19 protein-coding genes are annotated in these 25,358 nt (G+C 67.7%); 9 read left to right on the top strand and 10 right to left on the bottom strand.

Annotation, left to right across the window (positions count from 1 at the left end; translation table 11 throughout):
* Positions 1–16: 16 nt before the first annotated feature.
* The 6 genes from ASC94_RS06925 to ASC94_RS06950 are packed head-to-tail and all read right to left on the bottom strand — an operon-like array spanning position 17 to position 8,145.
* Positions 17–829 (bottom strand): glycosyltransferase family 2 protein, encoded by an 813-nt coding sequence (locus tag ASC94_RS06925; protein WP_056392656.1) that lies wholly within the window; start codon positions 827–829, stop codon positions 17–19.
* A 23-nt stretch (positions 830–852) separates the two neighbouring features.
* Entirely contained in the window at positions 853–2,136 is a 1,284-nt protein-coding gene (locus tag ASC94_RS06930) for a class I SAM-dependent methyltransferase (RefSeq protein ID WP_056392657.1), read from the bottom strand.
* Positions 2,136–3,065: an NAD(P)-dependent oxidoreductase gene (locus tag ASC94_RS06935; RefSeq protein ID WP_056392659.1), complete on the bottom strand. Its 930-nt coding sequence runs from the start codon at positions 3,063–3,065 to the stop codon at positions 2,136–2,138. The genes ASC94_RS06930 and ASC94_RS06935 overlap by 1 nt, the downstream gene beginning before the upstream one ends.
* Before the next feature lie 51 nt (positions 3,066–3,116).
* Positions 3,117–4,763 carry a hypothetical protein gene (locus tag ASC94_RS06940; protein WP_056392662.1) on the bottom strand — a complete coding sequence of 549 codons (1,647 nt, stop codon included), beginning with the start codon at positions 4,761–4,763 and terminating at the stop codon, positions 3,117–3,119.
* 11 nt (positions 4,764–4,774) lie between these two features.
* Positions 4,775–5,575 (bottom strand): hypothetical protein, encoded by an 801-nt coding sequence (locus ASC94_RS06945; RefSeq protein WP_056392663.1) that lies wholly within the window; start codon positions 5,573–5,575, stop codon positions 4,775–4,777.
* A 20-nt stretch (positions 5,576–5,595) separates the two neighbouring features.
* Complete coding sequence (locus tag ASC94_RS06950) at positions 5,596–8,145, bottom strand: tetratricopeptide repeat protein (RefSeq protein WP_082616323.1); 2,550 nt, start codon at positions 8,143–8,145, stop codon at positions 5,596–5,598.
* Between the two features lie 255 nt (positions 8,146–8,400).
* On the opposite strand from ASC94_RS06950, the gene folE reads away from it, so the two are divergent.
* Together folE and ASC94_RS06960 are read left to right on the top strand one after the other, a co-directional pair.
* Positions 8,401–8,970 (top strand): GTP cyclohydrolase I FolE, encoded by a 570-nt coding sequence (gene folE, locus ASC94_RS06955; protein WP_056392666.1) that lies wholly within the window; start codon positions 8,401–8,403, stop codon positions 8,968–8,970.
* A 4-nt stretch (positions 8,971–8,974) separates the two neighbouring features.
* The gene (locus ASC94_RS06960) at positions 8,975–10,372 is read left to right on the top strand and encodes a thioredoxin family protein (RefSeq protein WP_082616324.1); all 1,398 of its coding nucleotides are present in this window, start codon (positions 8,975–8,977) and stop codon (positions 10,370–10,372) included.
* Between the two features lie 100 nt (positions 10,373–10,472).
* Here the strand turns inward: ASC94_RS06960 and ASC94_RS06965 are convergent, their stop codons facing one another.
* Positions 10,473–12,197 (bottom strand): M20/M25/M40 family metallo-hydrolase, encoded by a 1,725-nt coding sequence (locus tag ASC94_RS06965; RefSeq protein ID WP_056392668.1) that lies wholly within the window; start codon positions 12,195–12,197, stop codon positions 10,473–10,475.
* A 206-nt stretch (positions 12,198–12,403) separates the two neighbouring features.
* Here ASC94_RS06965 and ASC94_RS06970 point away from each other — a divergent pair, with 206 nt between their 5' ends.
* Complete coding sequence (locus tag ASC94_RS06970) at positions 12,404–12,793, top strand: DUF4148 domain-containing protein (RefSeq protein ID WP_056392670.1); 390 nt, start codon at positions 12,404–12,406, stop codon at positions 12,791–12,793.
* A gap of 124 nt (positions 12,794–12,917) precedes the next feature.
* Positions 12,918–14,516, top strand: a complete 1,599-nt coding sequence (locus ASC94_RS06975; protein WP_056392671.1) for a methyl-accepting chemotaxis protein — start codon at positions 12,918–12,920, stop codon at positions 14,514–14,516.
* 44 nt (positions 14,517–14,560) lie between these two features.
* Here ASC94_RS06975 and ASC94_RS06980 read toward each other — a convergent pair whose 3' ends face one another.
* Positions 14,561–15,475 carry a LysR family transcriptional regulator gene (locus tag ASC94_RS06980; RefSeq protein WP_056392673.1) on the bottom strand — a complete coding sequence of 305 codons (915 nt, stop codon included), beginning with the start codon at positions 15,473–15,475 and terminating at the stop codon, positions 14,561–14,563.
* 126 nt (positions 15,476–15,601) lie between these two features.
* Here ASC94_RS06980 and ASC94_RS06985 point away from each other — a divergent pair, with 126 nt between their 5' ends.
* A complete protein-coding gene (locus ASC94_RS06985) occupies positions 15,602–16,585 on the top strand; it encodes a zinc-dependent alcohol dehydrogenase family protein (RefSeq protein WP_056392676.1) in 984 nt (327 codons plus the stop codon).
* On the opposite strand, the gene ASC94_RS06990 is transcribed toward ASC94_RS06985, so the two are convergent.
* On the bottom strand, positions 16,582–17,046 hold the full coding sequence (locus ASC94_RS06990; RefSeq protein ID WP_056392684.1) for a hypothetical protein: 465 nt from the start codon (positions 17,044–17,046) through the stop codon (positions 16,582–16,584). The two genes, ASC94_RS06985 and ASC94_RS06990, sit on opposite strands and share 4 nt — an antisense overlap.
* Before the next feature lie 134 nt (positions 17,047–17,180).
* On the opposite strand from ASC94_RS06990, the gene ASC94_RS06995 reads away from it, so the two are divergent.
* Genes ASC94_RS06995 through ASC94_RS07010 form a run of 4 tightly spaced genes read left to right on the top strand, consistent with a single transcriptional unit; the run spans position 17,181 to position 23,363 of the window.
* Positions 17,181–20,687 carry a response regulator gene (locus ASC94_RS06995; protein WP_056392765.1) on the top strand — a complete coding sequence of 1,169 codons (3,507 nt, stop codon included), beginning with the start codon at positions 17,181–17,183 and terminating at the stop codon, positions 20,685–20,687.
* Positions 20,684–21,544 (top strand): protein-glutamate O-methyltransferase CheR, encoded by an 861-nt coding sequence (locus ASC94_RS07000; protein ID WP_056392685.1) that lies wholly within the window; start codon positions 20,684–20,686, stop codon positions 21,542–21,544. Before ASC94_RS06995 ends, ASC94_RS07000 begins: the two co-directional genes overlap by 4 nt.
* Positions 21,541–22,176, top strand: a complete 636-nt coding sequence (locus tag ASC94_RS07005) for a chemotaxis protein CheB (protein ID WP_056392687.1) — start codon at positions 21,541–21,543, stop codon at positions 22,174–22,176. The genes ASC94_RS07000 and ASC94_RS07005 overlap by 4 nt, the downstream gene beginning before the upstream one ends.
* Positions 22,176–23,363, top strand: a complete 1,188-nt coding sequence (locus ASC94_RS07010) for a hybrid sensor histidine kinase/response regulator (RefSeq protein ID WP_056392689.1) — start codon at positions 22,176–22,178, stop codon at positions 23,361–23,363. Before ASC94_RS07005 ends, ASC94_RS07010 begins: the two co-directional genes overlap by 1 nt.
* A 147-nt stretch (positions 23,364–23,510) precedes the next feature.
* On the opposite strand, the gene ASC94_RS07015 is transcribed toward ASC94_RS07010, so the two are convergent.
* Entirely contained in the window at positions 23,511–25,214 is a 1,704-nt protein-coding gene (locus ASC94_RS07015) for a methyl-accepting chemotaxis protein (RefSeq protein ID WP_056392691.1), read from the bottom strand.
* Positions 25,215–25,358: the final 144 nt, after the last annotated feature.

A 25,358-nucleotide genomic window follows, 5' to 3' on the forward strand; every position in this document is an offset into this window, starting at 1 on the left:
CGGCTGCCCGGCTGCCTTAGTATTTGCAGCTGGCCAGCAGCGCGTCGCGCGCGTGGGCGTGCTCCATGAAGTTGATGGACACGTCCCGCTTGCGTTCATAGTCGCCCTGCAGCGTTTCGGCGTTGCGCAGGTGGTGGTTGCCCCAGCCGCGCGCCACGTCGGACGGGTTCAGCTTGTTGGCGATCTGCATCTTGCGGGCGATGGTGCGCTCGGTCCACGGCGCATAGTGGAACACCATCACCATCAGGTTCAGGATGCGGAAGCTGGCGTCCGGCAGGTAGGAACCGTGCCGGCCCGGGGTGTACATGCCCACCGCGTTGTTGTGATAGAAGCGGTTGCGCGTCGGCTGGCCGCCGATGTTGCCGATGCGGATGCGTTCCTGCACATCGGAAATGGCGTTGTCGTCTATGCCCCAGTGCTTCTGCAGCGGCAGCGGCAAATCGTAGGTCGGGATCTGCGCCGGGTTGTCGTCGATCACCAGCATGCCGGAGGCGGCGCAGCCGACCCGGCCCATGTCCTTGAGCTGGGCTTCCAGGTGTGCCAGCGGTACGCTGCACATCAGGAATTCCGTCACCGTCAGGGCGATTTTCCAGCCCACCACCTCCTGCTCGTAGTTCATCACCTCCAGGTCGGTCAGGAAGGCGTCGAAATGCGTCAGGCGGCTGCGCACCAGGCGCCAGTTGGGCGCCAGCTCGCGGCAGATTTCGGCCGAGCGGTCGGTCGAGCCGTGGTCGATCAGGATGCCATAGTCGAACATCGGCAGATGGTGCTTGAGCCACCAGGGCAGCAGGTATTCTTCGTTGAAAAAATGGCAGATGACGGTGCGCATGGGGGGAATCCGTGAAAGGGCGCTTACAGGTATTGCGCCGTGGGGAAATAGGAAAACAGCACGGAGCCTTCCGGCACGCCGATGGCGCGCACCTTGGCGGCCAGCTCGTGGCGGAAGTTCCAGGCCGAGAACACGAACAGGGCCGGGCGGTCCAGCTTGGCGCATGCGTCCAGCGCCTCGATGCGGCAGCCGGAACCGGGCGCGTGCAGGCCGATCTTGAGCGGGTTTTCGTCCAGGAACAGGTCCGGCTGCACGCGCGCGGCGTTGACCAGGGTCATGGCCTTGGCGGCGGCGCCGACAAACACGATGGCCTTGCCGGCCGCGCGGTGCTCGGCCACCAGCTTGACCACGCCGTCCACCACGGCGCGCGCGGTGTCGCCAAAGCGCTCGTAGGTGGCCCAGTCGAACAGGCCGATGCGCTGCTCGTACTCCGGCAGCGATTCATTGATGGCGAACTCGCCTTCCAGGAAGGGCGCGCGCAAGGCGGCCACGGCCTGCGCATCGGCCGGGGCATCGGCGTGCTGCAGCATGTAGACCGGACTGTCGCCGTGCACCTTCACCAGGAAGGTGTCCACCAGGCGCAGGCCGGCGCGCTCGGCCAGGCGCGCCATGGAGCGCGTGTTGAAGAAGGAAATGTGCTCGTGGTACATGGTGTCGAACTCGCCGTTCTCGAACATGCGCGCCTGCGAGGGCTGCACCAGCACCGTGCCGCCGGCGCGCAGCTTCTCGCGGCAGCCCACCAGGAAGGCCAGCGGGTCGTCCACGTGGGCCACCACGTTCATGCACACGATGGCGTCGAACTGGCCGTCGATCTGGGCCGCCGCCTGCGGCCAGTAGCCGCACAGCACCGGCAGGCCGGCCGCCTGGGCCTGGGCCGTGATGTTGGCGGCCGGATCGACCCCCACGCATTCCAGGCCGGCGCCCTGCATTTCCCGGATCAGGCTGCCGTCGTTGGCGGCCAGCTCCAGCACCCGGCCGCCGGCCGGCAGGCTGCGCGCCAGCGCCCGGCCGCCGGCCGGCAGGCTGCGCGCCAGCGCCCGGGCGAACCAGGTGAAGAACAGGTTCAGCGTCTTCGACGTGCCGCTCACGTAGGCGTACTGGTCGAAGATCTGCTGGCGGTCCACGCAATAGCTCAGCTGCGAGTTCCAGCAGTCCTGGCACACGTTCAGGCCCAGCGGGAATTCCTCCACGCGCTCGGCGGCCGATTCCGTGTAGCTGTTGGCGGGCGGCTGCAGGCCCAAATCCAGCGCCATGCGCAGGTTGGCGCCGCCGCAGCACAGGCAATTGGTGATCGTGTAGCTACTCATCAGACAGCTCCTTTTCCGGCGCGGTAATCGTTAATGAATTGTTGGCAGCGTTCCTGCAGCGTCATGGACGGCAGTTCGGCGCCGCAGATGGCTTTCATCTTGGTGGTGTCGAGCAGGAAGGAATAGGTTTCCGAATCGCCCTGGTACAGCACTTGCGCGTTCCAGCTCATGGCTACCGCGTGCGCCAGTTCGCCCATTTTGAAGGAATAGCTGCCGGCGTTGTAGATGCCGGGCTGCTGGCGCGTCTGCAGCAGCTTCTTGACCAGCACCGCCAGGTCCGACAGGAACAGGATGGTGCGGTTCGATTCGCTGTTCATCAGGCGCACCTGGCCGCTGCGCACGGCTGCCAGGTTCATGGAGTTGAACACCAGCTCTTCGCGCACGTTGGGGCTGTAGCCGGACAGGGTGCCCATGCGCAGGGCATAGAAATTCTGCAGGAAGTTCTGCGCGATGTAGTCGAAGGCGAACTTGGAAATGTCGTACGGGTTCTGCGAGGGGATGGCCGCCAGCGACGCTTCCGACGACGGCGCCGTGTTGGCCGCCTTGGTCGAGTACAGGCTGCCGCTGGACGCGTAGATCAGCTTGGTTTCCGGGCGCAGCTTCTTGGCGAAGTTGAACAGGTTCAGGCAGTTGTTGGCCAGCGCACCCTTGGGGTCCTGGACCGACTGGCCCACGCTGGAGTGGCCGCCGAACCAGACCACGGCGTCGAAGGGCTGCAGGAATTCCGCGCTCAGGCTGTCGTAGTCGGCCACCAGCACGTCCGGCACATTGGCCGGGTTGCCGCGCGTCAGGTGGTCGACCACGGTCATGCTGAAGCCGGCGTCGCGCAGCTGCGCGTACATATAGCTGCCGATGTAGCCGCAGCCGCCGATCAGCAGGACGCGCTGCGCGCCGTCGCCGCTGGCGCTGTTAGTAACGGTATTTTCCAAAGAACTTCTCCGTGGTGTGGTGCGGTGTGCGCATGGGGTGGGTGCTCGGGCTCAAGCCGCGGCCAGCTGCGTCAGCTGCGCCTGCAGCGCCGCCATGGCGCCATTGTAGTCGCTTAGCAAGACGTCGCGGTCCGGCAATGTGTGCAGTTCGGTCTCCGTGTAGGGCCGGTCGATGGCCTGCACGCAGAACGCGCCGGCGTTGAGGAATTTGATCAGGGCCGTGGTCGGCTGGTCCAGCGCGATGCAGATGGTGGTGCTCTCGGCCCAGGGCTCCAGCGGCCCGGTGGCGAACAGCTCGGCCAGCGCGGCTTCCGGCGTGCCCTGCGCGCGCAGCTGGCTGGCCAGCACGATGCTGAAGTCCCAGCTGGCCTTGCTGCGCACCTTGCAGCGCACGCCGTACCGCGCGCACAGCGCGATGGCCTCGGCCATGAAGCGCGCGATGGCCGGGAAAGAGCAGGTCGGCACGCCGCCCGGGTCGGTCAGCGCGTTCAGCAGCAGCAGCACTTGCGGCGTGCGCCGCGCCGCCTGCGCGGCTTGTTCCGGGCTGGCCGAGGTCAGCAGCCGGTGCGCCCACACGGAACGCTCGTTGCCCAGGTCGGCGAAGGAATCGGGCTCGCGCACATAGCCGTGCTTGCGCGCGCCGGGGATCACGGGGAAGGGCGTCACCGCCACCGACGAATGCGGGTGGATTTCGGTGGCCAGGCCGCGCAGGCTGGCCCAGGTGGCCACCGGTCCGGACAGGCCGGCGTCGTGGTCGCTCAGGTAGACGTAGCGGATATTGGCGAACTTGGGCGCGGTGCACAGCTGGTCGAAGGCGCGCAGCTGCGACAGCGACTTGGCCACCTGGCGTTCCACCTGCGCCGCCGCGATGGCGGGCGGCAGGCCCGGGCACAGGCACTGGTACAGCGCGCCGGCGGCGGCGCGCACGCCGTCCAGGTAGTGCTGCTGCGCCAGGCTGGCGGCGCGCGCCGGCGCGCCGAGCTTGAGCGCCACGCGGTCCGGGGCGATGGGAATGTCGAAGTAGGCGCTGCTCAGGTCGACCAGGCGGCCGGCGTGGAAGCCGCCCAGGCGCTGGCGGTGGTGCTCGTAGTCGTAATACACGGTGGGCAGGTGCACCAGCGCTTCGCATGCGCTGTCCTCGTCGCCGCGCAGGTCGAACTCGAACTGGGCCGCCTCGGCCACGAAGGGACGGTTGGGCGGCACCGGGAAGGCGCGCAGTTCGCCGCTGGTGCGCTGGCGCAGCGCGGCGCCCAGGTAGTGGCGCTGCAGGGCCGAATCGAAATAGAAGTCCTGGCTGTTGTCCACCGTGAAATAGGCCAGGCTGGGGCGCTGCGGCAGCGCGGCCGCCAGCTGCGGCGCGAAGCGCGACCAGCGCAGCAGGGTCAGCGCGATGAAATAGATATTCAGGTAGTCCCAGCCCAGCGACGGCAGCGCGAAGCCCAGGTGGCGCGTGCGCAGTTCAGACAGCTGGGCGTCGAAGGCGCGCGCCATGCGGTCGGCCTCGAAGTGGCAGCGCGCCAGGTCGGCCGCGCCGTGCGGCACCGCGTCAACGAAGGTGACGCGCGGCATGCCCTCGGCCACCAGCGCGTTGTATACATCGGCCGAGTTGGTCAGGCACTCGGTTTCGGCCAGCTGCGGGCCGAGGCTGGCGCGCGCCTGCAGATAGTCGCCGCGGTTAACCAGGAAAATCGACGCCATGTTTGCTCCCCTTAGCGCAGTTTGTCGCGCATGGCGCTAAAGGCTTCATAGTAGTCTGCGTAGCCCTGCTCGCGGATGGCCATTTTCAGGGCGTCGCTGAGCACCGCTTCCAGCCGGAACTGGTTCAGGCGGCTGGCCGACCAGGCCAGGCCGAACGGATTGTAGGCCTTGCAGGTCCAGCGCGCGTCGGTGGCCAGCATCAGCGAGGCGATGCGCTCCATCAGGAACACCTTGCGCTGCACCGCGCCCGGGTAGGTGGTGGCGTCGGTCAGGCCGGCGCGCAGCGCGTCGTCGGCCGGGCCGTCTTCGCACAGCGCGAACAATTGCTCGTTGAGGTCCAGCCATGCGCGCCAGAAGGCCGGCTTGGCCACGAAATAGTTGCTGAAAATAATGTGGCGGCTATCCATCACCAGCGTGCCCAGGTGGGCCTGCAGGCCGGCGCGGTCCACGAACTGCTGGCTCAGCGCCGAAAAGCCGGGCTGGAACAGTTCTTCCTGCTCGAAAATATTCAGGAAGAACGCGCCCATGTCGACCTGCGGGCTGAAGGCCACCACGTCGGCCCCGCCCGCGGCGCGCACGAAGTCGGTCACCTTGACGGCGTCCAGGCCGGTCTTTTCCAGGAAGCGCGGCGAGAAGAAGCCGTAATACGCGTCCGGCTCCAGCGTTTCGCGCAGCAGGAAGGCGCGGATCGGCCAGTATTCGCGCCAGTCGTTGCGCAGGCCGCTCATATTGTCCAGCACGGAGAAACCCGGCGGCAGGGCGGCCAGGGTTTCCGGGGAATAGGCGATATGGTAGAGATGGACTGGGCTCATTGCTGCTTTCAAAAACGCACTCAGGTCAGCGCGACCGCTTTGACCACGTACTGGAACACCATGGCATCCTCCACCGCCTGGTCCGGGTCGGCGCCGCCGGCCACGGCCATCTGGCGGATGGCCGCGATGGTGGCTTCGGCCGGCTGGTGGAAGCGGCGCACCGTCATGTCCGTCACCTGGTAGCCGCAGCTCTGGAACATGTGCAGGATGGACACGCGGGTGAACCAGCGGATATGGGTGCGGTCCAGCAGGCCGGAATCCTGGTACAGGAAGTTGCCCGAATTGATGCAGGACTGGATGCCCCAGTGCTGCACATTGGGGATGCAGGCCACGATCTCCAGCGGCCCCTCGGCGTTCAGGCGGATGCGCTTGAGCAGCTTCCACGGGTCGTACAGGTGCTCCAGGGCGTCCGCGAACACCCAGCAGTCGCCGCTGGCCAGGCCCTTGAACTGCTCGTCCGGAATGTGCTCGACATTGCCCAGGATGACTTCGGTGCAATGCTGGCGCGAGGCGTCCGCGTATTCCTTGACGATCTCGATGCCCACGTACTCGCTGTTGGGCGAGGTCTGGCGGTAAGCGAGCGCCAGGGCGCCGCTGCTGGAGCCCACTTCCACCACGCGTTTCAGGTTGGGGCGCATCATGCGCAGCACGTCCACATTGTGGATGTTGTTCAGTGCTGTCTGTTTCATGTCTTCGATGGGCTGCACCGCTATCCTCTCAAATAAGGTTTCCAAATCGCGTACGAAGCGCGGGCTGTCGAACAGGGGGCAGCTCAGGCGGTTGTCCGCCAGGCGCTGCTTGAGCACTGCCAGGCGCGCCGGATCGCGCGCCAGGGCCACGGCGGTGGCCTCGTAGTCTTGCGGCGTGTGGGTCACCAGTTCGGGCAGGCCGGCCGCCAGCAGCAGGCTGCCGGCCATGCGCGCCGAGAAGGTGCGCCCGGCGCAGGTCAGCAGCGGCAGGCCGGCCCACAGCGCGTCGCTGGCGGTGGTGCCGGCGTTGAACGGCGCCGTGTCGAGGAACAGGTCGGCCACCTGGTAGCGCGCCAGGTACTCGGCCGGCCCGACCCGGCCGGCGAAGTACAAGCGGGCCGGATCGATGCCCTGGGCGGCCGCGGCGGCGGCCAGGTTGCTGCGCACCGCCTCGTGGTCGGCCACCAGCCACAGCACGCTGCCCGGCACCTGGGCCAGGATGCGCATCCAGCTGGCGAACACCTCTTCCGTGATCTTGAAATTGTTGTTGAACGAGCAGAACACGAAGGCGTCGTCCGGCAGGCCGCAGTCGGCGCGCGAGGGGCGCGGGCCGATGGCGCGCTGGCGGTCGTTGATCTGGAAGGTGTGCGGCAGGTACAGCGGCTTCTCGGTGAAGTAGGGCGCCAGTTCCGGCGGCAGCACGAACTCGTCGGCCAGCACATAGTCGATGCAGGGCAGGGCGGTGGGGCCGGGGAAGCCGAGGTAGGTCAGCTGCACTGGCGCCGGGCGCCAGGACAGGATGTCCGGCCGCGTGCCCAGGGTCAGGCCGTGCAGGTCCACCAGGATGTCGATCTCGTGCGAGCGGATGCAGCGCGCCGCCTCCTCGTCGCTCATGGCACCGATGCGGATGTAATGGTCCATGGCCTGCACCACGCGCGCGCGCAGCGGCGTGCCGTCCTCGTGGCTCCAGGAAAAGGCGTACACCTCGACCTTGCTGCGGTCGTGCAATTCGTACAGCTCGGCCGTCAGGATGGACACCGCGTGCGCCTGCAAGTCCGAGGACAGGTAGCCGATGCGCAGGCGCTGGTGGGCGTAGCCGTCGGCCGGCGCCAGCGGCGTGGTGGGCGGCATGACCTTTTCCGCCACGAAACGGCGCGCGGCAGCCAGCTGCTGGGCCGGATCGGCGCTGGCGCTGAGCATGGCCAGCGCCGAGGTGTTGTCCACCATCTCCTGCAGGCTCACGCCCTCCAGCGGCGCGTAGACCGGCCATTTGCACTGCTTCTGGCGCAGGTGGATCAGATGGGTCAGCACCTTGCCCTGGTGCGGGTCGACCCGCAGGCTGCGCGCCATCATGTCTTCCGCCTCCGGCAGCTGCTTCTTCAGCTCCAGCAGGCGGCCCATATTGTTCAGGGCCTGCAGGTAGAACGGACGGTCGGCCTCGACCGCCGGGCTGGCCAGTACGGTGACCTGGTTCCACAGCGACAGCGCTTCCACCACTTCGCCCTTGCGTTCCAGCAGGGTGCCCAGGTTCAGGTGGCCTTCCAGGAAGGTCGGCTTGAGCTCCAGCGCGCGGCGGTAGGCCGCTTCCGCGCCGGCGTCGTCCTTTTCATTGCTGAGCGTTACGGCCAGGTTGAACAGCACCGCGTACGCCACCGGCGACTGGGTGTGCTCCAGCCACTGGCGGAACAGGGCGATGGACTGCGCCGCCTGGCCGGCCTGGGTCAGCTGCTGGGTAATGGCGAACAGTTCGGCGATCGGCAGGGCGCCGCGGGCGGCCAGGCTGCGCGCCAGTTCAGCGCTCAGCGCCAGGTCATTGCGATGGAGGGCAACAGTGAAAGCTTGCAGTTGTGCTTGCTGGGTGGGCTCAGAATTAGTAGTCATCGTTCTCGTGCTTTATCGGTGCCGAGGCAGCCCGGATGCGCGCTGGTTGGCGTCTCTCCCAGGCAGGCTATTTTAGCCTAAAACAAATTGAATCCGGTTAAATTTGAGGGGCGTATGCCCCTGGCGCCACAAATGGCGGCAGCGCGCGCAACGCGGGTGCAACAGCCTGCGCGGGCCCATGCGGCGCGGGCCCGCCAAACTGCCCGGCCAGGATTTCTATATACTGACGCCAATCGCAAATTTTATGGCTACATCATGACCAAAGAAGCAGCATTTTCCGAAAACGACTGGCGCCGCCTGCTCGAAAGCCTGGGCGAAGACCCGGACCGGCCCGGCCTGCATGAAACCCCGCACCGCGTGTCCAAGGCGTGGAAGCACTGGACCTCCGGCTACGCCCAGGACCCGGTGGAACTGCTCAAGGTGTTCGAGGATGGCGCCGAGCAATACAACGAGCTGATCGTGGTGCGCGGCATTCCCGTCTATAGCCACTGCGAGCACCACCTGGCGCCGTTCTTCGGCAAGGCCACCATCGGCTATGTACCGAACGGCAAGATCGTCGGCCTGTCCAAGCTGACCCGGCTGGTGGACTGCTTCGCCAAGCGCCTGCAGGTGCAGGAGCGCATGACGCAGCAGATCGCCAACGCCCTGATGGACGCGCTGGAACCCAAGGCGGTGGGCGTGGTGGTGCGTTGCCGCCACCTGTGCATGGAAAGCCGCGGCATCCGCACCCCGGGCGAGGAGACCATCACCTCCTCCATGCTGGGCGAGCTGCAGCCCAATTTGGCGCTGCGCACCGAATTTTTGGCCCTGGCCCGCGAGCCCTGACACCATGGCAACGGCGATCGAATGGCAAAGCGGCGATCTGGGCGCCGCATTCGGGCTGGCGGCCTCGGTGGGCCGTCCTTTGTTCCTGTACTGGGGCGCCGGCTGGTGCCCGCCGTGCAACCGGCTCAAGGCCGACGTGTTCAGCCAGCCCGGGTTCGCGCAGCGCATGCGCGCGCTGCTGCCTTTCCAGCTGGACGGCGACGCGCCGGGCGCGCAGGCGCTGGCCGCGCAGTACAAGCTGCGCAGCTACCCGACCCTGGTGCTGTACGGCGCCGACGGCCGCGAGATCACCCGCCTGCCGTGCGAGCTGGACGGCGAACTGTTCATTGCCGCGCTGGACCAGGCCCTGGCTGCCGGCCACACGGCCGCCGAATCGCTGCAGGCCGCCCTGGGCGGCACGCGGCCGCTGGCCGAGGCCGAGTGGGCCCTGCTCAGCCTGTATTCCTGGGACACCGACGAAGGCCAGCTGCTGCCGGCTGCCGAACAGCCGGCCGTCCTGGCCCGGCTGGCGGAAGCCTGCCCGCCCGGCGACGCCTGCGCGCGGCTGCACCTGCACGCGCAAGTGGCGGCCGCCGGCCGCATCGTGGCCGACACCCCGGCCGGCAACGCCTCGGCCAGCGCGGCCCAGGCCGCCGCCGCGATAGCCGCTGCCGCCGACCGCCTGCTGCGCGTGTTCAGCGACCCGCGCCTGGCGCGCGCCAACCTGGACATCCTGGTCAACAGCGGCGTGAACCTGATCAAATGGTCGGGTGCCCGCCAGGCCGAGCTGGTGCAGGCGCTAGACCGGGCCGCGCGCCGCTTCGCGGCCGACAGCGCGCTCTCGCTGGCCGACCGCCTGACCGCCGTGCGGCTGCAGATGCGCCTGGTGCGCCTGGGCGGACCCAGCGACGGCGTGGCCGAACTGGTGCGCAGCACGGTGCAAGCGGCGCTGGCCGAGGTGCGCGAGCCGCACGCCCGCCACACCCTGGTCAACACGGCAGTGAGCGCGCTCAACGACGCCGGCTTCGCCGCCGAGGCCGAAGCACTGCTGCAGGCCGAGCTGGCGCAGTCGCACGCGCCCTACTACTTCATGCTCAGCCTGGCGGCGGCTGCGCGCCGGCGCGGCGACATTCCCGCCACGCTGGCCTGGTACGAGCAAGCCTGGCGCGCCGCCGTCGGCAGCGCCACCCGCCTGCAATGGGGCGCCACCTACCTGGTGAGCGTGATCGACATGACGCCGGAAGACCAGCCGCGCATCGAAGCGGCGGCCCAGGAGATCGCGCGCGACATCTCCGCTGCCAGCGACGCCTACCAGCAGCGCAACCGTACCCAGCTGCAGCGGCTGGCCGGCAAGCTGGCCATGCTCACCGTCCCCGGCCCGCAAGCCGGCGCCCTGCAGCGCCTGCTCACCGCCAACCTCTGACGCCCGCCCCAGCAGCGAGCTGAGCCGCATTTTCGCCCACTTCGGGGTCTGACCCCGAAGTGGCGGAAAATGCGGCTCAGGCTGCTTCCTTGCGGGAAGTTTATTTGGCGGGGATCGAGGCCGGCGCGGAGGCGGAGGCCGAGCCTGCGGCTGGGGCGGGCTCGCGCGCGGCGCGGAATTCGGCGCCGGGCTTCCATTGCGGCGTGGCGGCGTCCTGCGCCGCGCGCAGGCCGACCTGGAACAGCAGTTCCACGTCCTGCACCGCGCCGCTCAAGTCCCAGCCCGGCTGCACCACGTCCGTTACCTTGTGGTAGTCGTGCGTGGTGTAGGCGTCCAGCGTGGCGGCCGCGTAGCCGGGCGGCTTGCCGATGAAGTCGCGCCCGCCGTGCGTGTACACCACCGGCACGCCGATCTTGGCGAATTCCAGCTGGTCGCTGCGGTAGAAGGCGCCCATCTCCGGATTGCCTTCCGGCCGCACTACCCGGCCCTGCGACTTGGCCACTGCCGCCACCAGCTCGTCGGCGGTCGACTTGCCGTGGCCGGTCAGTTCCAGGTCGCGCGTCTTGCCCCACAGGTTCAGGCCGTCCACGTTGATGTTGAGCACGGTCTTGGCGGCCGGGTACAGCGGATGCCGCGCGTAGTACTGCGCGCCCAGCAGCCCGCGTTCCTCGCCCGTGGTCAGCAGGAACAGTACGCTGCGCTTCGGCGCCTGCGGCAGCGCCTTGTAGGCGCGCGCGAGCTCCAGCAGCGCCGCCACGCCGGAGGCGTTGTCCTGCGCGCCGTGGAAGATCTGCTTGCTGCGCGGGCCGGGCAGCGATTCGTCGATGCCGAAATGGTCCCAGTGCGCGCTGTAGATCACCACCTCGTCCTTGAGCCTGGCGTCGGAGCCCTCTATCCTGGCCACCACGTTATTGGACGGCATCTCGTTCCAGGCGTTGGCCACGCTGGCCGTCACGCTGGCCGCCAGCGGCACCGGCTTGAAGTCGCGCGACAGCGCGGCCTTTTTCAGCGCGTCGAAATCCTGCCCGGCCGCGCGGAACAGTTCCCTGGCGCGGTCCAGCTGCAGCCAGCCGGCCAGGCCCGGGTAGCCCGGATGGTCGCCCTTGGCGTATTTCAGGCCGTAGCTGCCGCGTCCCCAGCTGTTGCGCACAACGTCGTAGGGATAGCCTGCCTGCCGCGTCTCGTGCACGATCAGCGCGCCGGCCGCGCCCAGCCGCGCCGCCGTTTCGTACTTGTAGCTCCAGCGCCCGTAATAGCTGGTGACCGCGCCGGCGAACTGCGCCGGGTCCAGCCGCGACGGCCGTTTCGGGTCCGGCAGCGGCGGATCGTTGATCAGCATGACCAGGGTCTTGCCGCGCAAGTCCATGCCCTTGTAGTCGTCCCATTTGTACTCGGGCGCCTGCACGCCGTAGCCGACGAACACCAGCTCGGAATTGGCCAGGGTCACCTTGCGCTCGGTGCGCGGGGTCCACGCCACGTAGTCGGCCGGGAAGTTCAGCGGCACCGGCTTGCCGGCCGCCGTGTAGACCAGCGTGGGCGAAGGCTGCACGTACACCAGCGGCACCTTCTGCAGGTAGCTGCCGTCCGGGTTGCCGGGCGCCAGGCCGAGCTTTTTGAATTCGTCCTGCAGGTAGGCCAGGGTCACCGTCTCGCCCCGCGTGGCGGGCGCGCGGCCTTCGAACTCGTCCGACGCCAGCGCCTTGATGTGGCGCAGCAGGTGGGCGGCGTCGATCTTGTGCTCGGCGGGGGGCGTGGCGGCGGCGGCAGCGGCGTGGGCGGCCGCGCCGTACAGTAGTGCGAGCGCCAGGCTGGGCAGTTTTTTCATTGGAACAGTTGCGGAAAACTCAATTCCAACATTGTGTCATATCCGGCCCCCCTAGTATTACCTTCCTTCGCCTTGCCGCCAAAATAAGCTGTATCTCACACATCGGGAAAGCAGATAATTATGAACCGATAATTGCGCTTTTTTATCGTCAAATTAAATCATAAGATGACTCCATCGAAACGCAATCACCTCTCTAGGAGAACATCATGAATGCCAAACACATTATCGCTTCCGTTTCCCTGATCTTTGCCGCCGGCGCCGCTTTCGCCGAACCAGCCGACCTGAACTTCCCGTCCCTGGGCAAGGCTGCGCAGCAGGCCGCCACCACCCGCGAGGCTGTGAAAGCCGAAGTCATCCGCGCCCGCAACGCCGGCGAGCTGGAGCTGACCGAAGTGACCTACCCGCCCCTGGTGAGTTCGCCTTCCGCCCTGACCCGCGAACAGGTGAAGGCCGACGTGCTGGCCGCCCGCGCGGCCGGCGAGCTGGACCTGAACGAAGTGAACTACCCATCGTTCTTCGACGCCCGCGTGCAGCGCACGCCCAACGTCACCCCCACGCTGACGGCCTCGGCCAAACGCAGCGCCGCTGCCCAATAAAGAGGCGGGGTTTGTTTTGCGCAACACCCCGGCCCGCGAGGCCGGGGTCGCGCTCCGATTAAGTGGTATTCCTACCTCCATTGGGAGTATTCTTGTTTTACAAGAACATTCCATGGAGATAGTTGTGAGCAACCTTTCATTCCGCCAGAAGCTGTGGATCCCCTTGATCTGCAGCCTGCTCTGTATCACCGCCATCTTCCTGCACGACGCCATCCAGCTGCGCAACACCCGCATCGAGGAGCGCATGGCCGACCTGGCCAATCTTGACGACCTCGGCATCAGCGTCCTGAAACTGTACGGCGACAAGGCCCAGTCCGGCGCCATGAGCAAGGAAGACGCCCAGAAGCAAGCCATGGCCGTCATCAAGAGCATGCGCTATGGCAAAGACGGCTACCTGTCCATCACCAGCAATGCCGGCGTCACCATCATGCATCCCATCAAGCCCGAGAACGACGGCAAGAACATGATGGACTTCAAGGACCCCAAGGGCACCTATCTGTACCGCGACATCGTGGCCACCGCCAACAGCCCGGCCGGCACCGGCTTCGTGAAATACTGGTGGCCGCGCCCCGGCGCCAAGGAAGCCTCGCCCAAGCTCAGTCACGTGATCGTCTACAAGCCCTGGGACTGGAACCTGATCACCGGCGTCTACATGGACGACATCGACGACGCCTTCCACGCCAACCTGCTGCGCTCGGGCGGCGTGCTGGTGCTGGTGTGCGCGCTGCTGGCCGGCATATTCAGCTACATCAACCGCAGCCTGCGGCACACCATCGGCGGCGAGCCGGAATACGCGGCCGAAGTGGCGGCGCGCATTGCCGGCGGCGACCTGAGCGGCGCCGTCACTACCGGCGCCGGCGACAACAGCAGCGTACTGTACGGCATGAAGGCCATGCAGGCCAGCCTGGCCGCCACCATCGGCGAGATCCGCCGCAGCGCCGACACCATCGCCACCGCCTCGTCCGAAATCGCCAGCGGCAATATGGACCTGTCGGCGCGCACCGAGTCGCAGGCCAGCTCGCTGGAAGAAACCGCCGCCTCGATGGAGCAGCTCACCACCACCGTCAGCCACAATGCGGACAACGCGGCCGAGGCCAACAAGCTGGCCAAGGCCGCCTCGGATGTGGCGCAGCAGGGCGGCACCGTGGTGTCGCAGGTGGTGCAGACCATGGACACCATCAACCAGTCGGCCACCCGCATCGTGGACATCATCAGCGTCATCGACGGCATCGCCTTCCAGACCAACATCCTGGCGCTCAACGCGGCGGTGGAAGCGGCGCGCGCCGGCGAGCAGGGGCGCGGCTTCGCGGTGGTGGCGTCCGAAGTGCGCAACCTGGCGCAGCGCTCAGCCTCGGCGGCCAAGGAGATCAAAGGACTGATCAACGATTCGGTAGGCAGCATCGAGGCCGGCAGCGCGCTGGTGGCCAAGGCCGGCGCCACCATGGACGAAGTGGTGGGCAGCGTGGCCAAGGTGACGCACATCATGGGCGCCATCACCGCCGCCACCGGCGAGCAGAGCACCGGCATCGGCCACGTGAACCAGGCCATCACCGAGATGGATTCGGTCACCCAGCAGAACGCGGCGCTGGTCGAGCAGGCAGCGGCTGCGGCGGGCGCCATGCAGGAGCAGGCCGCCAACCTGGCCTCGCTGGTGTGCCGCTTCCGTCTGCACGCGCATGAAACGGGCGTGGCGAAAACGGCGGCTTACGCGCTCGCGCGCTAACCCGCCCTACGCGGCCGGCGCCGCCACGGAGCCCGTAGGGCGGGTTAGCGCAACGCGCGTAACCCGCCGGGCTCCGCAAACACCTCCCCCACGAAGTCCACGAACGCCTTCACCTTGGCGGCGCGCTGGTGCTTGCGCTGATACAGCACCGAGACATCCGGCCCGTCCGCCTGCCACTCCTGCAGCAGCGGCACCAGCGCCCCGCTGCGCAGCGGTTCGCGCAGCGACACCGACAGGTGCTGCACGATGCCCGCGCCCTGCGCCGCCGCCGCGATCAGCGCCTCCACGTGGTCCATCGCCACCTTGCCCTGCGGCGTATGGCTGAACGCCTCGCCCCCCTGCTGGAAGCGCCAGGCGCGCACTTGGCGCGATTTCGGATACAGGAAATTCAGGCAGGGGAATTCTCCCAGCTGCTCCGGCGCCTGCGGCACGCCGTGGCGCGCGATGAAGGACGGCGCGGCGCAGGTCACGTATTGCGTGCGGCACAGCGTGCGCGCCACCAGCTGCGAGTCCGGCAGCTCGCCGATGCGCAGCAGCACGTCCACGCCTTCCTCCACCATATCGATAAAGCGGTCGCCGGCAGTCACCCTCAGGGTGATGTCCGGGTAGCGTTCCATGAAAAGCGGCAGCGCCGGCGCCACGTAGCGCCGCGCCAGGATGCCCGGCATGTCCACCCGCAGCACGCCGCGCGGCTGCTGCGCCGATTCCTGCAGGCTGTCCTCCAGTTCGCCCATCTCGGCCAGCAGCCGCTGCGCGTAGGCATGGCACTGGCGGCCCTCGCCGGTGAGCGACATGCTGCGCGTGGTGCGGTTCAGCAGCTTCACGCCGAAGTGCGCTTCCAGCGCGGCGACCTGGTTGGTGACGGAGGAGGTCGAGATGCCCAGCTTGTCCGCCGCGCGGCTGAAGCCCCCGCTTTCCACCACCGTGCAAAACACCTTCAGCGCATCCAGCCGGTCCATGTCCGCTCCGTGTCATTGATCCCAGCCCCGATTGTCCACGATTTCGGGATACTGCATTATCCGCCGCCCCGTTTTTCCCCGCCCCGCTCCTGGCTACACTGGTTTCATCAACCACAGGAGGACATCATGCAAGCAATGATCTCGAAACAGGCAGGCGCGCCGCTGGCGCTGGAAGACATCCCGATGCCGGCGGCCGGCCCCGGCCAGGTGCTGGTGCGCATTGCCGCCAGCGGCGTCAATCCGCTCGACCTGAAAATCGCGGCCGGCCAGGCCGGGCACGCGAAGATGCCCTTGCCGGCGGTGCTGGGTATCGACATGGCGGGCGTGGTGCAGACGGTGGGCGAGGGCGTGCAAGGCTTCCGGCCCGGCGACGAGGTGTTCGGCATGACCGGCGGCGTGGGCGGCGTGCAGGGCGCGCTGGCGCAGTACGCGGCGGTGGATGCGGACCTGCTGGCGCTTAAGCCGCGCAACGCCACGCTGCGCGAAGCGGCCGCGCTGCCGCTGGTGTTCATCACCGCCTGGGAAGGCCTGGTGGACCGGGCGCAGGTGCGGCCGGGGCAGAAGGTGCTGGTCCACGGCGGCGCGGGCGGCGTGGGCCATGTGGCGGTGCAGCTGGCGCGCGCCCTGGGCGCCGAGGTGTACGCCACCGGCAGCGCAGGCCAGCGCGCCGCCATCGAAGGCGGCGGCGCCACCTTCATCGACTACCGCACCGAGGCGGTGGCGGACTACGTGCAGCAATACACCGGCGGCGAGGGTTTCGACGTGGTCTACGACACGGTGGGCGGCGCCACGCTGGACGCGTCCTTCGCCGCGGCGCGGCTGTACGGCGGCCACGTGGTGAGCTGCCTGGGCTGGGGCACGCATGCGCTGGCGCCGCTGTCCTTCCGCGCGGCCACCTATTCGGGCGTGTTCACCTTGCTGCCGCTGTTGTCGGGCAAGGGCCGCGCGCACCACGGGGCGATACTGCGGGAAGCGGCCAGGCTGGTGGAGGCGGGCAGCCTGCGCGTGCGGCTGGACCCGGCGCGCTATGCCCTGGCGGACGCCAACGCGGCCCATGCCGCGCTGTCCGGCGGCGCCGCGCGCGGCAAGGTGGTGATCGACGTGATCTAGTTGGCGGGCGCCGGGGCCGGCGCTGCCGGCGGGGCAGCAGGTCCGGCTGCCGGCGCTGCCGCCGGTGCCGCCGCCGGTTCGAACACCAGCTTGTCGTCCACCAGCTTGAATTCGCCCACCTTGGTGCCGGTGGCGGGGCCGGCCTGGCTCACCAGCGCGCAGGTCTGGGTTTCCACTTGCCACACCTGGTCGCCCGACCGCAGGCTCCAGAAATTGTCGGGCGACGCGAACACTTCCACGTCCACCTCATCCACCGCCATCTCGCCCAGCGCAATCTGGCGCTGGCAGTCCGGCATGCGGGTGGCCATCAGCGTCACGCGCGCGCTGTCGCTCCAGAAGTAATCCTGCTGCCTGCGCAGCGACAGCGTGTGGTTGTTGGTGCTGTCGACGTAATAGGTGGCGCTGTCCCTGGCGCAGCCGGTCAGCAGCAAGGGGAGCATGGCGATCAGGAGCTTGCGCATGGCATGTCTTTCTATGGAGGTGAAACTATTATAGCGGCGCCCATGCGCGCCCGCACTATTGGCAAGCAGGCAATGAAATGGCATGATGATCGGCTACACTTGTGTATTCCCAGGCAACCACGATCGAACGCATCATGACCGGTATCTCCGCCCAAGACGATAGCAGTTTCCGCCGCATCCTCGCGCGCAACATCACCATGCCGCTGGTGGCCGGCGTGGTCAACGTGGGCGTGTTCGCCGGCATCCTGGTCTATTTGCTGAGCGTGCTGACCTGGGTCGAGCACTCCGAACGCGTGATCGGCAGCGCCAACGAAACCGCCAAGCTGATGGTGGACCAGGAATCGGGACTGCGCGGCTTCGCGCTCACCGGCGACGAGACCTTCCTCGCCTCCTACAAGCTGGCCAGGCCGAAGATGGACACCGGCCTGGCCCTGCTGCGCGAACTGGTGGCCGACAATCCGGTGCAGGTGACCCGCGTGCGCAACATCGAGGCCCAGCAGCGGCAATGGGACGGCTTCGCCCAGGGCGTGATCGACCTGCGCCGCAACGGCGGCGACTACCTGGAGCCGATCAGGGCCGGGCGCGGCAAGCTGGAATTCGATGAAGTGCGCAATCTGTTCCAGCTCTTCGTCACCAGCGAGCAGCGCCTGCTGGCCGAGCGCCGCGCGCATGCGCGCTCGGTGACGCGGATTGCCATCACCGCCTTCGTGCTCGCCAGCCTGGTGGTGAGCGGCCTGCTGGCCATGTTCGGCCGGCGCGACATGCGCAAGCTGTCCGATACCTACGGCAAGGCCCTGCAGGAGCAGACCGCGCACGCCGAGCGCCTGCAGGCGCAGGCCTGGCTGCGCACCGGGCAGACCCAGCTTGCCGAGCAGGGCATAGGCCAGATGGCGCTGCCGCAGCTGTCCGCCGCGCTGCTGCAGTTCCTGTCGCACTACGTGGGCGTGGCGGCGGCCGCGCTCTACGTGCGCGACCAGGACGGCAGCCTGCAACGCACGGCAAGCTACGGCTACGGCCGGGAGCAAGAGGATTACGGCGCCGTGCTGGCGCCCGGCGAAGGCTTGCCCTGGCAGGCCGTGCAGCTCCGCCGCGTGATCCAGCTCGACGAGCTGCCGGAGGATTACCTGAAGATCAGCAGCGGCATGGGCGCCGCGCCGCCGCGCCACCTGCTGTTGGCACCGGTCAGCAGTGACGGCGTGGTCAACGGCGTGGTGGAGCTGGCCTTCCTGCAGCCGGTCAGCGAGCGCCAGCTGGAATTCATCAAGCTGGTGAGCGGCAATATCGGCACCGCCATCGAGGCCACGCTGGCGCGCCAGCGCATCGCCGAGGTGCTGGCCGAAACGCAGCAGCTGAACGAGGAACTGCAGGTGCAGCAGGAGGAACTGCGCACCGCCAACGAGGAACTGGAAGAGCAGTCGCGCGTGCTGGAAGAGTCGCAGGCCAGCCTGGAAAACCAGAAGGCCGAACTGGAGCAGACCAACGAGCAGCTGTCCGAGCAGGCGCTGGTGCTGGACCAGAAGAACGAGGCGCTGGGCGAGGCCCAGCAGCAGCTGGAGGAACGCGCGCTGGACCTGGAGCGGGCCAGCCAGTACAAGTCGCAGTTCCTGGCCAATATGTCGCACGAACTGCGCACGCCGCTCAACAGCTCGCTGATCCTGGCCAAGCTGCTGTCGGAGAACGCGCAGGGCAACCTGGACGAGGAACAGGTGCGCTTCGCGCAGACCATCTACTCGGCCGGCAACGACCTGCTCAACCTGATCAACGACATCCTCGACATCTCCAAGGTGGAGGCGGGCAAGCTGGAGCTGGCGCCGGAGGACCTGAGCGTGCAGCAGGTGGTGCGCGGCCTGGGCCAGGTGTTCGAACCGCTGGCGCAGCAGAAGCACCTGCAGTTCACGGTGGAGGTGGCGCCCGATGTGCCGCAGACCATCTACACCGACCGCCAGCGCCTGGAGCAGATCCTGAAAAACCTGCTGTCCAACGCCATCAAGTTCACCGAGGCGGGACGCATCGCCCTGCGGGTGTGGGCCGATCCGTCCGGGCAGCTCAGCTTTGCCGTCAGCGATTCCGGCATCGGCATCCGTCCCGACCAGCACGAAACCATCTTCGGCGCCTTCCAGCAGGCCGACGGCACCACCAGCCGCCGCTACGGCGGCACCGGCCTGGGGCTGTCCATCTCGCGCGACCTGGCGCGCCTGCTGGGCGGCACCATTGAGCTGAGCAGCCAGCTGGGCAAGGGCAGCACCTTCACGCTCGTGCTGCCCGCGCAATGGGCCGCGCCCGCGCACGGCGCCGGCGTGGTCACCCCCGTCCAGCCGTCCGCCGCAGCGCAGCCTGCCAGCGCAGTCCCGCCTGCCGCGGCCCAGAAAGCCCAAGCCCCGGCCCAGGCCCCGGCCGTAGCCCCTGACGACGCCCCGCCACCCGTGCCGCGCCCCTTCGACGACGACCGCGACATGGCGCCGCCGCCCGAACGCATCGTGCTGGTGGTGGAAGACGAACCGGCCTTTGCCCGCATCCTGTACGACCTGGCGCACGAAATGGGCTACCGCTGCGTGGTGGCCTTCGCCGCCGACGAAGGCCTGCAGCTGGCCGAGCAGTACCGTCCCGACGCCATCCTGCTCGACATCCGCCTGCCCGACCGTTCCGGCCTGTCCGTGCTGCAGCTGCTGAAGGACAACCCGAACACCCGCCACATCCCCGTGCACGTGGTGTCCGCCTCCGAGAACGCCGAGGCCGCGCTGCACATGGGCGCCATCGGCTTTGCGCTGAAACCGGCCACGCGCGAGCAGCTGGAAGAGGTGTTCCACAAGCTGGAAAACAAGTTCACCCAGAAGATCAAGCGCCTGCTGCTGGTAGAGGACGACGCCCGCCAGCGCGACAGCGTGGTGGCCCTGATCTCCGACGACGACATCGACATCACCGCCGTCGAATCCGGCGAGGAAGCGCTGGCGCTGCTGCGCACCACCATCTTCGACTGCATGATCATCGACCTGAAGCTGCCCGACATGCAGGGCAACGAGCTGCTGCAGCGCATGGCGCAGGAGGAGATCGCCTCCTTCCCGCCGGTGATCGTGTACACCGGCCGCAACCTCACGCGCGCCGAGGAAGCGGACCTGCACAAATACTCGCGCTCCATCATCATCAAGGGCGCCCGTTCGCCCGAGCGCCTGCTGGACGAAGTGACGCTGTTCCTGCACAAGGTGGAGTCGCAGCTCTCCAGCGAACGCCAGACCATGCTGAAGACCGTGCGCAGCCGCGACCGCGTGTTCGAGGGCCGCCGCATCCTGCTGGTGGACGACGACGTGCGCAACATCTTCGCCCTCACCAGCGCGCTGGAGCAGAAGGGCGCCACGGTGGAAATCGGCCGCAACGGCCAGGAGGCGATCGACAAGCTGGACGCGGTGCCCGACATCGACCTGGTGCTGATGGATGTGATGATGCCGGTGATGGACGGCCTGGAGGCCACGCGCCGCATCCGCGCCGACGGCCGCTTCGGCCGCCTGCCCATCATCGCGATTACCGCCAAGGCCATGAAGGACGACCAGGAACAGTGCCTGGCGGCCGGCGCCAACGACTACCTGGCCAAGCCGATCGACCTGTCCCGCCTGTACTCGCTGCTGCGGGTCTGGATGCAGCCATGAGCCAGCATCCGCATGGGCAGCCGCCGCACCCGCCGCACCAGCGCAGCAGCATCGACATCGAGCTGAGCATGCTGATGGAGGCCATCTACCAGAAGTACAGCTACGACTTCCGCGACTACACCGGCGCCTCGCAGAAGCGCCGCGTGCTGCACGCCATGGGCGAAATGCGCTGCGACACCATCTCGGTGCTGCAGTCGCGCGTGCTGCACGACCCGGCCGCCTTCACGCAGCTGCTGCAGTTCCTCACCATCCCGGTCACGGAAATGTTCCGCGACCCCAGCTACTACGCCGCGCTGCGCGAGCACGTGACGCCGGTGCTGTCCACCTACCCCTCGCTGAAGATCTGGGTGGCCGGCTGCAGCACCGGCGAGGAAGTGTATTCGATCGCCATCCTGCTGAAGGAGGAGGGCCTGCTCGAACGCAGCATCATCTACGCCACCGACATCAATCCGCAGTCGCTGGAGAAGGCCAAGAAGGGCGTGGTGCCGCTGGACGCCATGCGCGACTACACCGCCAACTACCAGGCCGCCGGCGGCAAGCGCGCCTTCTCGGACTACTACACGGCCGCCTACAACGCCGCCCTGTTCGACCGCTCGCTGATCGAGAACGTCACCTTCGCCGACCACAGCCTGGCCACCGACAGCGTGTTCGCCGAGACGCACTTCATCAGCTGCCGCAACGTGATGATCTACTTCAAGAAGAAGCTGCAGGAGCGCGCCTTCGGGCTGTTCCACGAATCGCTGTGCCACCGCGGCTTCCTCGGCCTGGGCAGCAAGGAGAGCATCGACTTCTCCGCCTACGGCCCGCGCTTCGAGCCCATCGTGAAGCGCGAGCGCCTGTTCAGGAAGCTGTCGTGACTGCGCCGCCAAACGTTCCGTCCAGCGCTCCCTACAGCGCGCTGCTGCAAGGCCGCGTGTTCGAAGCCGTGGTGATCGGCGCCTCGGCCGGCGGCGTGGCCGCGCTGCTGGAGATCCTGCCCGGCCTGCCGGCCGGCGCGCCGCTGCCCATCGTGGTGGTGGTGCACATGATGCAGGGCCGTCACAGCCAGCTGGCCGAAGTGTTCGCGCAGCGCATGGCCATGGCGGTGCTGGAAGCGGAGGACAAGCAGCCGCTGGCGGCGGGCACGGTCTACTTTGCGCCGTCCGGCTATCACTTGTCGGTAGAATCGGACCATTGCTTCTCGCTGAGCTGCGAGGCGCCGCACAATTTCTCGCGGCCCGCGATCGACTTCATCATGGCATCGGCGGCGGACGTGTACGGCCCCGCGCTGGCGGGCATCCTGCTCACCGGCGCCAACCACGACGGCGCGGCCGGCCTGGCCGCCATTGGCGAAGCGGGCGGCCTGACCGTGGTGCAGGACCCTGCCGAAGCGCAAGTGGACGTGATGCCGCGCGCCGCCATCCGGCAGCGCGCACCGGACCTGGTACTGCCGCTGCGGGAAATCCGCGGCCTGCTGGCGATGTTGGAACAAAAATTGGAGAGGAGCTGATGCTGGAACGGACCAAGCTGCTGATCGTGGACGACCTGCCGGAAAACCTGCGCGCGCTGCACGCCCTGCTGCGCGACGAGGAACGCGCCGTGTACCAGGCCACGTCGGGGGAAGAAGCGCTGGCGCTGCTGCTGGAGCACGACTTTGCGCTGGCCATCCTGGACGTGCAGATGCCCGGCATGGACGGCTTCGAGCTGGCCGAGCTGATGCGCGGCACCGAGAAAACCCGCCACATCCCCATCGTGTTCGTCAGCGCGGCCGGCAAGGAGCTGAACTACGCCTTCAAGGGCTACGAGGCGGGCGCGGTGGACTTCCTCTACAAGCCGCTCGACGGCGACATGGTGAAGAGCAAGGTGAACGTGTTCGTGGCGCTGCACCGCCAGCGCCAGGAAACCCAGCTCCAGGTGGCGGCGCTGGAGAAGGCGCGCGCCGAGCAGGAAGCGACCTTGCAGGAGCTGCACGCGGCGCAGGAAGAGCTGCAGCGCGCCCTGCGCACGCGCGACGAATTCATGTCCATGGTGGCGCACGAGCTGCGTACGCCGCTCAACACGCTGTTCCTGGAAACGCAGCTGCGCAAGCTGCAGATCGAGCGCGGCCTGCAGGAAGCGTTCAACCCCGACGTGTGGAAAAAGATGGTGGCGCGCGACGACCGCCAGATCCAGAGCATGATACGGCTGATCGACGACATGCTGGACGTATCGCGCATCCGCAGCGGCAAGCTGTCGATCCGGCCTGCGGCCACCGAGCTGTCCGGCCTGCTGCAACGGATCGTGGCCGACCTGTCGCGCCAGGCGCAGGAGGCCGGCTGCGAGATCAGCCTGATCGCGGAGCAGGAGGTGAGCGGCTGGTGGGATGAATTCCGGCTGGAGCAGGTGATCGTCAACCTGCTCACCAACGCGCTGCGCTACGGCTGCAACAAGCCGGTAGAAGTGAAGCTGGACGCCGATGCGCGCGAAGCGCGGATATCGGTGCGCGACGGCGGCGCCGGCATGTCCGAGGAAACGCAGGCGCGCATTTTCGAGCCCTTCGAGCGCGGGCTGGACACCGGCGTCAGTGCCGGGCTGGGGCTGGGTTTATACATTTCGCGCCAGCTCGCCGAAGCCCACCAGGGCACGCTCACGGTCAACAGCGCGCTGGGGGACGGCTCCGTCTTCACGCTCACCTTGCCGCGCACCGCCAGGCCTTAAGCTGCTGTACGGGCGGCGCCGGCGGGTTACGGCGGCTGCGCCGCCTAACCCGCCCTACGTTGAATGCCTTAGTGTGCGGGGTGCGTAGGGCGGGTTAGCCGGCACGGCGTAACCCGCCATGCAGGCAGCCCCGCGGCGCCACGCCCGTCAAAATTCCTCCCAATCGCTTTCCGCCGGCTTGCCCGGCGCCAGCCGCTGCGCCGGCTTGGCTGCCCGCGCCGGCGCCGCCGGCTTCACGGCCAGCGGCGCCGGCGCTGCCGCCCGTACGGGCACAGGCCGCCGCAGCGGCGCCGCCGCCACCGCATGCGTCCCCGTCTTGAAGAACCCCACCACCGTGGCCAGGTTGCCCGCCTGCTCCTGCATGCTCTGCGACGCCGCAGCAGCCTGCTCCACCAGCGCCGCGTTCTGCTGCGTCACCTCGTCCATCTGCGCAATCGCCGCGTTGATCTGCTCGATCCCCAGGGTCTGCTCCTGGCTGGCCGACGTGATCTCGCCCATGATGTCCGTCACGCGCTGGATGCTGGACACGATATCGCCCATGGTCTGCCCGGCGTCGTTCACCAGGCGCGAGCCGGTGTCCACGTTGGCCACCGATGCATTGATCAGCTCCTTGATCTCGCGCGCCGCAGCCGCCGAGCGCTGCGCCAGGTTGCGCACTTCGGACGCCACCACCGCAAAGCCGCGCCCCTGCTCGCCTGCGCGCGCCGCTTCCACGGCCGCGTTCAGCGCCAGGATATTGGTCTGGAACGCAATCCCGTCGATCACCCCGATGATGTCCACGATCTTGCGCGACGAATCATTGATGGTGCCCATGGTGTCCACCACCTGCGCCACGATGCTGCCGCCCTTGCTGGCCACTTCCGAGGCCGACTTGGCCAGCGTGTTCGCCTGGCGCGCGTTGTCCGCGTTCTGCTTCACGGTGGACGTGAGTTCCTCCATCGACGACGCGGTTTCCTCCAGCGAGCTGGCCTGGTGCTCGGTGCGCGAGGACAGGTCCATATTGCCGGCCGCGATTTCGCTGGACGCGGTGCTGATCGCATCGGTGCCGGTGCGCACCTGGCTCACCACGTTGAGCAGGCTGTCGTTCATGGCCCTGAGCGCGTTCAGCAGGCGGCCGGTCTCGTCGCCGCTGCCGGCGTCGATGTGCGAGGACAGGTCGCCCGAGGCCACCGTCTCGGCCAGGTCCACCGCCTTGTTCAGCGGGCCGGTGATGGAGCGCGTGATGAACCACGCCACCCCCGCGCCGATGGCGATGCCGGCAATGCCCAGCACCAGCATCAGGATCTGCGAGCTGCGGTAGACCTGCTCCACGTCGGTGGCGGCGTCGCCGGCCAGCTTGGACTCGTAGGCCACGAAGGCGTCCAGCGCCTTCAGCACGGCCGCCAGCGACGGGCCGGTTTCCTTGAGCAGGAACTCGGTCGCGTCCTGCACCTCGCCATCCTTGCGCAGCCGCACCAGCTCGTTGTTCTTGGCGGCGCCGGCCTTGAGCGCCTCGTCCACCGCCGCCATCAGCTGGCGTTCCTTGTCGTCCGATAGCAGCTTGAGCATGGTCTCGCGGGCGGCGCCGTAGCGCTTGCGGGCCTCGGCGATTTTCTCCAGCTCGGCGTTCATCTGCGGCGTGCTGGGCACCACGATCATGGTGGTCAGCGCCAGGGAAATGGTGCGCACATTGTCCACCAGCGTGTTGGCGGCGGCCACCTTCACGTTTTTGTCGGTCACGATGTCCTGGGTCCGGCTGCCGATGCGCGCCAGGGAACTCAAGCCCAGGATCAGCATTGCTGTCAGCAGCGCGAGCACGATCGCGAACCCCACGCCCAGCCGGGCGCCGATTTTCAAGTTTGAGAGTGACATGGTGTCCCCATTTTTATGTGGTTATGCTTACCCTGCCATTGTTCCTTAACGGCGGCCCGGCGGTGCAAAATCTTGCGCCCCCGGCCCCGGAAAACGACATGTTGTCGCTGTGTAACAACGCAACTTGACAGTTGCTGAAACGAT

It is taken from the genome of Massilia sp. Root418, from assembly GCF_001425265.1.
In the GTDB taxonomy this organism is placed as follows: Bacteria; Pseudomonadota; Gammaproteobacteria; order Burkholderiales; family Burkholderiaceae_D; genus Rugamonas.